Origin of the sequence: Streptomyces sp. NBC_01808 (assembly GCF_035917395.1) — a bacterium.
Classification (GTDB): domain Bacteria; phylum Actinomycetota; class Actinomycetes; order Streptomycetales; family Streptomycetaceae; genus Streptomyces.
The window spans coordinates 625,757-637,496 of sequence record NZ_CP109072.1 but is presented as its reverse complement, the minus strand read 5'-3'; the positions used below and the strand labels follow the sequence as shown (position 1 = coordinate 637,496).

At 70.0% G+C, this 11,740-nt stretch carries 6 protein-coding genes and 1 pseudogene; 2 read left to right on the top strand and 5 right to left on the bottom strand.

The annotated features are described in order from the left end of the window. Positions 1-22: 22 nt before the first annotated feature. Positions 23-1,018: a LacI family DNA-binding transcriptional regulator gene (locus OG946_RS02445; RefSeq protein WP_326794503.1), complete on the bottom strand. Its 996-nt coding sequence runs from the start codon at positions 1,016-1,018 to the stop codon at positions 23-25. Positions 1,019-1,677: 659 nt separating this feature from the next. Here OG946_RS02445 and OG946_RS02440 point away from each other — a divergent pair. Beyond that, positions 1,678-5,685, top strand: coding sequence for a glycoside hydrolase domain-containing protein (locus OG946_RS02440; RefSeq protein WP_326794502.1), 4,008 nt, complete (start codon positions 1,678-1,680; stop codon positions 5,683-5,685). Positions 5,686-5,783: 98 nt separating this feature from the next. After that, on the top strand, positions 5,784-9,719 hold the full coding sequence (locus OG946_RS02435; RefSeq protein ID WP_326794501.1) for a glycoside hydrolase domain-containing protein: 3,936 nt from the start codon (positions 5,784-5,786) through the stop codon (positions 9,717-9,719). A gap of 86 nt (positions 9,720-9,805) precedes the next feature. On the opposite strand, the pseudogene OG946_RS02430 reads toward OG946_RS02435, so the two are convergent. From OG946_RS02430 to OG946_RS02415, 4 genes and pseudogenes are all read right to left on the bottom strand, one after another. After that, a pseudogene (locus tag OG946_RS02430) lies at positions 9,806-10,268 on the bottom strand (SDR family oxidoreductase); the annotation flags it as partial. Between the two features lie 38 nt (positions 10,269-10,306). After that, positions 10,307-10,594, bottom strand: coding sequence for a hypothetical protein (locus tag OG946_RS02425; protein ID WP_326794500.1), 288 nt, complete (start codon positions 10,592-10,594; stop codon positions 10,307-10,309). Next, positions 10,591-11,274 (bottom strand): SDR family NAD(P)-dependent oxidoreductase, encoded by a 684-nt coding sequence (locus tag OG946_RS02420; protein WP_326794499.1) that lies wholly within the window; start codon positions 11,272-11,274, stop codon positions 10,591-10,593. The genes OG946_RS02425 and OG946_RS02420 overlap by 4 nt, the downstream gene beginning before the upstream one ends. Before the next feature lie 51 nt (positions 11,275-11,325). Beyond that, positions 11,326-11,736, bottom strand: a complete 411-nt coding sequence (locus tag OG946_RS02415; RefSeq protein WP_326794498.1) for a (R)-mandelonitrile lyase — start codon at positions 11,734-11,736, stop codon at positions 11,326-11,328. Positions 11,737-11,740: the final 4 nt, after the last annotated feature.

Here is an 11,740-nt window from a genome sequence, read left to right as displayed (position 1 = left end):
ACGTGGTGGAATCCGAAGCCCCTCAGTGAGGGCCGGAACCGGGGTCGCCGTAGCGCACGACCTTCGTGGGAACGACGACACGCAGCGGCGCGGCGTTGTCCGGATCGGCATCCGACTCGTTCATGCGGCGCAGCAGCAGTTCCGCCGCCCGCCGGCCGAGTTCGCGCGGGTCGTACGCCACGATCAGCGGCACGCCGAGCACGTCGGCCAGCTCGAAGTCGTCGAAACCCGCCAGGCTGACGGGGCGCCCGAGCCGGCTCGTGGCGCGGAAGGCCCCGAGGGTGTTGCGGCTGTTGGCGCAGAAGAGCGCCGTCGGGGGCTGGGGGAGTTCGAGCAGCTCCAGGGCGGCGGCCTCGGCGGCCGGGATGGTGCGCTGCCGCAGCCGCACGTACCGCTCGTCCAGCGCGACGCCCGCCTCCTCCAGCGCGACGCAGAAGCCGCGGAACCGCTCGGCGCTGGTCCAGACGGACGGCGGCAGGCCGAGGAAGCCGAGCCGGGTGTGGCCGGCTGCCAGGAGACCGGCCGTCGCCTCGCGCGCGCCACCGAAGTCGTCCACCAGCACGCAGTCCAGCGGCACGCCGGACGGGGGGCGGGCACCCAGGACGATGGGCACCGAGCCCGGCTGCGCGGCGAGGTGGGAGTGGTCGTTGCCGGCGGGCACGACGATCATGCCGTCGACGCGGCGGGCCGTCAGCTCCTCCACGAGCCGCCGCTCGCGTTCGACGTCCTCGTCGGTGTTCGTGAGGACGACCTTCAGGCCGTGCCGGCTGACGCCCGACTCCACGCCCAGGGCGAACTGGGAGTAGAAGGGGTTCGCGAGGTTCGTGACCACGAGGCCGATCAGCCCGCTGGTCCGCCCCAGCCGGAGGTTGCGGGCGACCTCGTTGCGCCGGTAGCCGAGGGAGTCGACCGCGGCGAGCACGCGTTCCCGGGTCGCCTTGCTCACCCCGGGGTCGTCGTGCAGCACGCGGGACACCGTCATGGGACTCACCGACGCGTGCTCGGCGACGTCGCGCATCGTCGGAGGGCGACGAGATGGAGAATCCTCGGTCACCGTCTTCTCCCCCGCTGTGTCACGTCGAGGCGCCCCCGCGCCCGGCCCGCTGCACGACGGCGGACGAGGAGATTCCGCGATCCCTGCCGTCGACCTGCCGAGCAGCACCACGCTAGCACCGAACCCCATGGACCGAGGCCGGAGAGCGACGCCGAGACCACGGAACGTGTGGGGAAGCGTATCGATCTGAGTTCGGCAGGGCGATGGTAACGCTATCTTCGCGCTGAGCGCGATGCCTACGCACCGTAAAACCCGTTCGGTGACGGGGAGTTCGCCGACGCGGCGCATCGATCTTCTTACGTGCCAGCTCAGGAGGGTGCGGTCCAACCCGGGGGAACGCACCCCCTTGACGCCGGCGCGTCCGGCCTTTACGTTCCAACCGCACTGCCGCATGGTAACGATAACTCGCCCAGAGCTTCCGTCACTTGAAGGACCGGCGCACCGGGCCTTCGGCCCCAGAACGTGCTTGCAGCCCGCACTCCAGTGATGCTCCGTGCCGGGTCCCGAGCCCGTCGGCCGGACTGCCAGCGGCGCTGGAGCACCGGCACCACCAGGGTCATCGACAACGCAGGCGCACGGCACCGGACGGTCCCGTGCGCCGCAATCAAAGACAAGGCAGAGACATGTCGCAGCCCGATCCGTCCACCCCGGCCCCGTCCCGCCGCCGCTTCCTGGCCTCCACCAGCGGGCTGCTCGCCGTGAGCACCCTGGGCGCAGGCGCCCGTGGAGGCACCGCCGCCGCGGCGGTGCCGGGGGATGCGCCCTCGGCCGGGCCCGCCCGCGACTACGTACGCCTGGTCGACCCGTGGGTGGAGGCCGACGTCGGCCGGTTCTTCTTCTTCCAGTCGGCGAGTAACCCCTTCGGCATGGTCAAGCTGCGCCCGGACACCAGCACCCACTCGGTCTGGGGCACCGGCTACCGCAGGAGCGAGTCCCACGTGAAGGGCTTCAGCCACCTGCACTGCTGGCAGATCGCCGGAGTCCAGATGATGCCCACGTCGGGGGAGGGGGTGCCGAAGCTGGAGGGTGACACCGGCTGGCAGTCGTACGTGAACCACGATGTCGGCGAGGCGGCGGAACCCGGCTATCACAAACTCCACTTGGACCGGTACGGCATCACCGCCGAGCTGACCTGCACCGATCGAGTCGGTCTGCACCGCTACACGTACGACGAGCCGGGTCCGGGCGAGATCGTCGTCAACCTCGGCGGTGTGCTCGGTGAGGCCGAGATGCAGGACGCCCACGTCACCAGGGTGAGCGACCGCGTGATCGAGGGATACGCGGCACAGGTCGGCACGATCACCAACGGCTACTACTACGGGCAGAGCGACAACAAGCACACGAAGCTCTTCTTCAGCATTCAGTTCGACCGGGCCTTCGACTCCATGCACGGGTGGGCGGACGGCGAGCTGGTCGACGGCGGCGCGGCGGTCGGCGAGGTCGAGGGTGACGGGGCGGGCTTCTATGTCCGGTACGGCCGTCTCGATGCGGGTGAGCAGGTGCAGGTGAAGGTCGCGTTGTCCTTCACGGGGGTCGCCGGGGCGCGGAAGAACCTGGAGGCGGAGCTGCCGGGCTGGGACTTCGATGCGGTGAAGGCGGCGTCGCAGGAGCACTGGAACCGGCTGCTGGGCCGTATCGACGTTGAAGGGGGCAGCGACCAGCAGCAGGTGAAGTTCTATACCGACCTGTTCCACGTCCTGTGCGGCCGCAGCGTGATCAGCGACGCCGACGGCACGTACCTCGACAACACCTGGAGCCGCGGGCGGATCGGCCGGCTGCCGCTCGACAGGTCAGGTCACCCGCGGTTCGCGATGTACAACTACGACGCGCTGTGGTTGACGCAGTGGAACCTCAACACCGTGCTGGGGCTGGCCTATCCGGAGATCTACTCCAGCATCGTGAAGTCGCAACTGCAGATGTACCAGGACGGGGGGCTGCTGCCGCGAGGCCCCGTGGCCGGCAACTACTCGTTCGTCATGACCGGTTCCCCGGCCACCTCGTTCATCAGCGGCGCCTGGAACAAGGGGATCCGGGACTTCGACATCGACCTCGCGTACGAGGCCATGCTCGACGCCCACTCCCTCGGCGGCCTCTTCGACAAGGCCCCGTACGAATACGCCACCTGGGGGGAGAACCAGGGCGGCGGCCGCGCCTACCTCGACCTCGGGTACGTACCCCACGACCTGCACGCCGGATGGCGCAGCCGCGGCGCCGGGGAAACCGTCGAGTACGCGTTCCAGGACTGGACGCTGGGTCAGTTGGCGCGGCGGCTCGGCAAGTCGGGCCTCAACGTGGCGCAGTTCGCCGAGGTGTCGGTGTCGTCGGAGGTGAACGACTCGACACAGGCGGGCGTGCGGGCGGTCGACGGGCGGCCGCCGCGGTCCAGCGTGACCCAGCCGGGGAACGCCGGGTGGGTCTCGAAGGAGCGGAAGCCGTGGATCAGGCTGGACTGGGCGGAGAAGAAGCGCGTTCACAAGGTGGTGCTCACCGACCGCACCGAAGGTGATTCGCGGGTGAACTCCGGTGTGCTGGTGTTCAGCGACGGATCGTCGGTGAACGTGAACGGCGTTCCCGGTGACGGCCGGAAGAAGGCGGTGGAGTTCCGGCCCAGGCGGGTGAGCTGGGTGAGGTTCGAGGCGACCGGCGGCACCGGCGAGAACGTGGGGCTCGACGAGTTCGAGGTGTGGGACGACACCGATGCCGGTGCCTTTCTCATCGAGAGGTCCGGGAGCTGGCGTAACCTCTTCGACCGCTCCACCGGATTCGTCCGGCCCAGGGACGCGAACGGCCGCTGGAAGGACCCCTTCGACCCGCTGTCCCCCGACGACTTCGTCGAGGCCAGCTCCTGGCAGGCCACCTGGTACGCCTCGTACGACGTCCTCGGGCTGGCCAACAGGCTGGGCGGCAGGACCGCCTACGCCGACAAGCTCAACGGCGCCTTCGAGCGGTCCGAGGAGGCCGAGTTCACGGGGGCGGGGCAGAACGGCGACGAGGATGCGTACGTCAACTACGGCAACCAGCCCGGTCTGCAGATGGCGCACCTCTTCAACTATGTCGGTCATCCCTGGCTGAGCCAGTACTGGGTGCGCAAGGTCAAGGAGATCACGTACGGCGCTACGACCACGACGAAGGGATACGGGGGGCACGACGAGGATCAGGGCCAGATGGGGTCGATGAGTGCGCTGATGGCGATGGGGTTGTTCGAGGTGACGGGGGCGAGTCTGTCCCGGCCGGTGTACGACATCACGTCGCCGGTGTTCGACGCGGTGACCATTCAACTGCACCCGGACTACTACGCGGGCGGCCGGTTCCGGATCGTCACCCACGACAACTCCGCCGAGCACATGTACATCCAGCGGGCGACCCTCAACGGAGGGCGGCAGGACAACGCCTGGTTCCACCACGACCGCCTCATCGCGGGCGGGACGCTGGAGCTGTGGATGGGCCCGGAGCCCAACAAGGACTGGGGTGTGGCCGAACTCCCGCCGTCGAAGTCGCCCGAGGCGCACGCGGTGCTCTACGCCACGCGCGACACCGTACGCCTCGACGCGGGCGAAAGCGGCACCCTCACGCTGGCCGCCCGCAACCTCACGAACCGGCCGGTCAAAGCCACCTGGCGCGCCGAGACCCCCACGGGCATCACGATCCAGCCCGCGAGCGGAAGCCTCACCGCACCCGCCGACGACACCGGCGCACACGACCTCACCCTGCGAGTCGCCGACAGCACCGCGCCGGGACTGCATCGCGTCGTGATCACCAGCCGGGCCGCCGACGGCACCGAACTACCCGACGCCATCACGTACATCCACGTCGCACCCGCGCTCTCGATCGAGACCGAGCCGGCGGAGCTGCACTTGCTGGAATCCGCCCCCGTCGCCTTCCAGGTGCGGCTGACCGGCCATGGTGATCAGGACCTCGGCGCCGATGTCTCCCTGCGGACCCCCGAGGGCTGGCGCGTCGAGCCGGAGACCCGCACCGTGCAGGTCGCCGCCGGCGCGAGCGCCACCACCACCTTCACCGTCACCCCGCCGCAGGGTGTCGTCGGACCGCAGACCCTCACGCTGCTCGCCGAGGGCGGATGGGGCACCGCCGAGCACCAGCCCTCCGCCACCGTCCACCGGGTCGTCGCCCGTCTCGGCGACGCCGACCTGGCCACCGAGGAGTTCGCGCTGGCGCCGAACCGCTACGGCGACTACCCCGCCGTCTTCCCCGACGACGTCGACTTCGCCATCGGCAGCAGCGACCCGGCGACCGCCTGGAGCTACATCCACCCCGGCCCCAGCGACGCCTGGGCGGGCGCCAAACCGCACACCTTCACGCTCCGCTTCGACCTGGACGAGCCGCCCGCCGCCGACCTGGCCCTCACCGCCTGGCTCGTCGACACCCAGCAGTCCGGACCGTCCCTACAGGTCACCCTCAACGACGGACCGGCCACCACCGTCAACCTGCCCGGCGGCGGCGGTGACGGCTTCCACTGGGGTGACGGCACCGGCGGAGCCATCCGCCCCGCCACACTCGACGTCACCCTCCCCGCCGCCCGGCTCCGCACCGGCCGGAACACCGTCACGCTCACCAACACAGCCGGCTCCTGGATCGTCTACGACGCCCTCGCCATCCGCGAGACGTCGTAGCCGCAGTCCACCGTGCACGACCGCGCAACGAGCTCGTCAACCGTGTCCAAACGATCGACAGGGGATTGCCCATGCCTGCACGGAAAGCCATCGGTGGAATGTCTCGCCGCCGCCTCCTCCTGTCCACCGGCGGCATGCTCGGCGCCGGTGTGGTGGGCGCGTACGGCCCGGGGAGCGCCTGGGCGGCAACGCCGGGAGCCGCGGGGGAGGCGGGCCGGGACTACGTGAAGCTCGTGAACCCCTGGGTGGAGGCGGATCGGGGCCGGTTCTTCTTCTTCCAGTCGGCCAGCAACCCGTTCGGCCTGGTCAAGCTGCGCCCTGACACCAGCACCCACGCGACGTGGGGGACGGGCTACATGCGCAAGGAGAACCAGGTCAAGGGCTTCAGTCACCTGCACTGCTGGCAGATCTCCGGGGTGCAGGTGATGCCCACGACCGGAGAGGGGGTGCCGAAGCTGGAGGGTGACACCGGCTGGCAGTCGTACGTGAATCACGACGTCGGTGAGGTGGCGGAACCCGGCTACCACAAACTCCACTTGGACCGGTACGGCATCACCGCCGAGCTGACCTGCACCGATCGAGTCGGTCTGCACCGCTACACGTACGACGATGCCGGCGGAAGCGAGATCGTCGTCAACCTCGGCGGGACGCTGGGCGAAGCGATCATGAAGAACGCCCGCATCACCAGGCGTAGCAACCGCGAGGTGGAGGGCTACGTATTCCAGCGCGGCACCGGTTATCCCGATCACCACAACCAGCTCTTCTTCAGCATTCAGTTCGACCGGGCCTTCGACTCCATGCACGGGTGGGCGGACGGCGAGCTGGTCGACGGCGGCGCGGCGGTCGGCGAGGTCGAGGGTGACGGGGCGGGCTTCTATGTCCGGTACGGCCGTCTCGATGCGGGTGAGCAGGTGCAGGTGAAGGTCGCGTTGTCCTTCACGGGGGTCGCCGGGGCGCGGAAGAACCTGGAGGCGGAGCTGCCGGGCTGGGACTTCGATGCGGTCAAGACGGCCTCACAGGAGCACTGGAACCGGCTGCTGGGCCGTATCGATGTCGAAGGGGGCAGCGACCAGCAGCAGGTGAAGTTCTATACCGACCTGTTCCACGTCCTGTGCGGCCGCAGCGTGATCAGCGACGCCGACGGCACGTACCTCGACAACACCTGGCAGCACCGCAAGGTCCAGAAGATCCCGTCGGACGCCCGCGGTGTGCCGCGGTACGCGATGTACAACTACGACGCGCTGTGGTTGACGCAGTGGAACCTCAACACCGTGCTGGGGCTGGCCTATCCGGAGATCTACTCCAGCATCGTGAAGTCGCAGCTCCGGATGTACCAGGACGGGGGGCTGCTGCCGCGAGGCCCGGTGGCCGGCGACTACTCGTGGGTGATGACCGGATCGCCCGTGACCTCGTTCATCAGCGGCGCCTGGAACAAGGGGATCCGGGACTTCGACATCGACCTCGCGTACGAGGCCATGCTCGACGCCCACTCGCTCGGCGGCCTCTTCGAGGCGGGCTCCTTCGAGTACGGGCGCTGGGGAAGTTGCGGCGGCGCCCGCTACTACTTCGACCTCGGATACGTACCGAACGAGATCTGCGGCGGACCGCTTGAGGGCGGTGCGGGGCAGACGCTGGAGTACGCGTTCCAGGACTGGACGCTGGGTCAGCTGGCGCGGCGGCTGGGCAAGTCGGGCCTCAACGTGGCGCAGTTCGCCGAGGTGTCGGTGTCGTCGGAGGTGAACGACTCGACGCAGGCGGGCGTGCGGGCGGTGGACGGCCGGCCGCCGCGTTCCAGCGTGACCGAGCCGGTGAACGTGGAGTGGGCGTCCAGAGAGCAGAAGCCGTGGATCAAGCTGAGCTGGGCGGAGAAGAAGCGCGTTCACAAGGTGGTGCTCGCCGACCGCACCGAAGGTGATTCGCGGGTGAACTCCGGTGTGCTGGTGTTCAGCGACGGATCGTCGGTGAACGTGAACGGCGTTCCCGGTGACGGCCGGAACAAGGTGGTGGAGTTCCGGCCCAGGCGGGTGAGCTGGGTGAGGTTCGAGGCGACCGGCGGCACCGGTGAGAACGTCGGGCTGGGCGAGTTCGAGGTCTGGGACGACACCGACATGGGCGCCTTCCTGATCGAAAGGTCGGGGAGCTGGCGCAACCTCTTCGACCGCTCCACCGGATTCATCCGGCCGCGTGCCATGAACGGCCGCTGGCAGGAACCGTTCGACCCGCTGTCGCACGAGGACTTCGTCGAGGCGAATTCATGGCAGGCGACCTGGTTCACCTCTCACGACGTGATCGCTCTGGCCAACAGGCTCGGCGGACGGAAGGCGTACGCCGACAAGCTCAACTACGCCTTCGAGCAGTCCGCCGACGCGAACTTCATCGCCGAGTACGGGAAGGGCCACGTCAGCTACGGCAACCAGCCCGGACTGCAGGTGGCCCACCTCTTCAACTACGTGGGACATCCGTGGCTGACCCAGTACTGGGTACGGCAGGTGAAGGAGAAGACCTACGGCGCGACATCGACCACCGACGGCTACGGCCACTTCGACGAGGACCAGGGCCAGATGGGGTCGATGAGTGCGCTGATGGCGATGGGGTTGTTCGAGGTGACGGGGGCGAGTCTGTCCCGGCCGGTGTACGACATCACGTCGCCGGTGTTCGACGCGGTCACGATTCAACTGCACCCGGACTACTACGCGGGCGGCCGGTTCCGGATCGTCACCCACGACAACTCCGCCGAGCACATGTACATCCAGCGGGCGACCCTCAACGGACGGCGGCAGGACAACGCCTGGTTCCACCACGACCGGCTCGCCGCGGGCGGCACGCTGGAGCTGTGGATGGGCCCGGAGCCCAACAAGGACTGGGGCGTAGCGGAACTCCCGCCGTCGAAGTCTCCGGAAGCGCCCGCGGTGCTCTACGCCACGCGCGACACCGTACGCCTCGACGCGGGCGAAAGCGGCACCCTCACGCTGGCCGCCCGCAACCTCACGAACCGGCCGGTCAAAGCCACCTGGCGCGCCGAGACCCCCACGGGCATCACGATCCAGCCCGCGAGCGGAAGCCTCACCGCACCCGCCGACGACACGGCCGAACGGGACCTCACTCTCCGCGTGGGCCCCGACGCCGCGCCGGGACTGCACCGCGTCGTCATCACCGGAGAGGCCGCCGACGGCACCGAACTACCCGACGCCATCACGTACGTCCACATCGCACCGGTACTCGCGATCGAGGCCGTCCCGGAGCGGCTGATCCTGCTGCAAGACACCCCGTCGACGGTCCGGGTGCAGGTGAACAGCAACGACGTCGACCGGGCACACGCCGTCGACGTCGGCCTTAAGGCGCCGGACGGCTGGACCGCCGAGCCCGCGAAGCGATCGCTCGACGTCCCCGCCGGCGACAAGGCCACGGCCACGTTCACCCTCACCCCGCCGGCGGAGGCGTCCGGCGAGCAGCCCCTGACGCTCACCGCCGCATGGGAGGAGGGCGGCGTCGAGCGTGAGCTGTCCGCGACCGTGAGCCGCAAGGTGGCCCTGGTCGGCAAGATCGACCTGGCCACGGGGGAGTTCGCGCTGGCGCCGGCCCGCTACGGCGACTACCCCAAGACGTTCCCCGACGACGTCGACTTCACGATCGGCAGCAGCGACCCCGCCACCGCGTGGAGCTACATCCACCCCGGCCCCAGCGACGGCTGGGCCGGCGCCAAGCCGCACACCTTCACGCTCCGCTTCGACCTCGACGAGGCACCCGCCGCCGATCTGGCCCTCACCGCCTGGCTCATCGACACCCACGAATCCGGACCGCCGACCCTGCAGCTCTCCCTCAACGACGGACCGGCCACGAACGTCACCGTTCCCAAGGGCGGCGGCCAGGGCTACCACTGGGGCGACGGAAAGGACGGAGCCATCCGCCCGAGCACCCTCGACGTCACGCTCCCCGCCGACCGGCTGCGCACCGGCCGGAACGTCCTCACGCTCACCAATGCCACCGGCTCCTGGCTGGTCTACGACGCGATCGCCATCCGGGAACGCCCGTAGGCGACGGCCGCCGACCGGAGCCCGGGCCGCCACCGGCCGGGCTCCGGTCCGCTTCCCGGTACGCGATGCCGGTCACTGAGCGGTGTAGCGGTGTAGCCGCCGTCGACGGGCAGCGCGACGCCGACCACGAAACCGGCTCCGGGGCTGCACAGCCACAGGACGGCTGGGCCATTTCGTCGGCGGTGCCGAGCCGGTTGATGGGCTGGTTGGCCTCGGCCCCGGCGCGGTCGAGTTCGCCCTTGGCGATCATGTCGCTGCCCATCGGGGTGTCGATGGTGCCGGGGCAGATGGCGTTGATGCGGATGCCGCGCGGTGCGTACTCGATGGCGGCGCTCGTCGTCAGGCCGATCACCCGTGCTTGGAGGAGTGGTAAGAGGCCCGGCCGGGAAGCCCGACGAGGCCGCCGAGGGAGGAGCAGTTGACGATTGCGCCGCCGCCCCGGGCGCGCATGTGGCGTAGCTCGTGCTTCATGGACGCCCAGATACCGCGCAGGTTGACGGCGTGGACCTTCTCGAACTGGTCGATGCTCTCGTCGGCGGCGTCGGCGGGCGTACGAGAACTTCTTTCCATGCGGGCGGTGGACAGGATCAGGAGGCGGCTTCGATGGTGAGCCGCTCGGCCCCGGACAACTGGTCGGCGCCGGGCGTCGACTGCCCGCCGAGGGTGACGCGGATGTCCATCGGAGTGCTCCTGTCTGAGCCGGAAGGGCCGGCCGGCACCGAGGTCCCCGGCTGCTCCGACGCCGGCGCCGATGAGGAAGCGGGTGTGGAGGGGGTGGTCCGCGCGGGTGCGTCCTCGGAGCAGGCGGTCACCGCCAGCAGCAGCGCACCGGCGGTGGCGGTGGTGGTCAGGGCCCGGCGCGAGGGGAAGGTCACGGGCTGCCGTCCTGCGGATCAGGCATGGGCTCGGCGTAGTGCCGGAAGGCGCCGCGCTCGGTGTGGATGGTGTAGAGGCGCTCGGCCAGCGCTGTCGGGCTGGAGTGCGCGGCGTCGGGGCGGATGGCGCCGGGGATGATCAGTTGGGCGGCGTGGATGTTGTCCGGGGCGAGTGCGTCGTGGAGCATCGCCGCGTACGCGCTCTCCGCGGCGAACGCGATCGAGGTGCCGGCCCGGTCGGGGTGGGGGCGTACCGCGGTGCCGCCGTTGACGAAGAGCAGCGTGCCGCGTCCCAGGTCACGCATGCCGGGCAGGACCGCGTGCACGCAGGCGACCGGGCCCTTGACGGAGAAGGCAAGCGGGGCGTCCAGGTCGGTGGTCGCGGTGTCCAGGACGGGCTTCATGAAATCGGCGTGGGGTACGGGGCTGTATTGCAGGACTTCGATCACGCCGAGCGTGGCGGTCGCGGCATCGAGGGCCGCGGTCAGCGTCCGGTGGTCGCGCACGTCGGCGGTGAAGCCGCGGGCGTGGACACCGTCCCGGTCCAAGTCGGCGGCGAGGGCGTCGAGGCGGTCCTGGCTGCGGGAGATGAGGGCGATGCGGAAGCCTTCGCGGCCGAAGCGGCGGGCGGTCGCCAGCCCCAGACCGGGGCCGGCGCCGACGAGGGCGAGAGTGGTCACGGTGCGCCTTTCGGACGACGTGGTCAGGAGGCCGTGGAGGGCGGCCCGGGGCTAGCCGGTGGCCGGGGCGGCGGCGTATTCCTCGTCGGTGACGGGGGTCAGCCAGTGCACGAGGGCGTGCTCGGCGTCGGCTTCGTTGATGGCCAGGTGGACCATGAGCCGGTTCGGGGCGGCACCGTGCCAGTGCTCCTCGTCCGCGTCGAACCAGACGCGGTCGCCCGGCCGGATGACCTCGACGGGCCCGCCACGGCGCTGGCACAGGCCGACGCCTTCGGTGACGAAGACGGTCTGGCCCAGTGGGTGACGGTGCCAGTGGGTGCGCGCGCCGGGCATGAAGTGCACCAGGCCGGCGCTGACCCGGGACGGGGCCGGGGCCGCGGCGACGGGATCGATGTAGACGTCGCCGGTGAACCAGTCGGCCGGGCCCTTGGCGGTGCCGAGGGAGCTTCGGGTGATCTGCATCGTC

Coding starts and splice junctions, on each gene's coding strand:
- OG946_RS02435 (WP_326794501.1), top strand. CDS start 5,784: ATGTCTCGCCGCCGCCTCCTCCTGTCCACCGGCGGCATGCTCGGCGCC.
- OG946_RS02445 (WP_326794503.1), bottom strand. CDS start 1,018: ATGCGCGACGTCGCCGAGCACGCGTCGGTGAGTCCCATGACGGTGTCC.
- OG946_RS02440 (WP_326794502.1), top strand. CDS start 1,678: ATGTCGCAGCCCGATCCGTCCACCCCGGCCCCGTCCCGCCGCCGCTTC.
- OG946_RS02415 (WP_326794498.1), bottom strand. CDS start 11,736: ATGCAGATCACCCGAAGCTCCCTCGGCACCGCCAAGGGCCCGGCCGAC.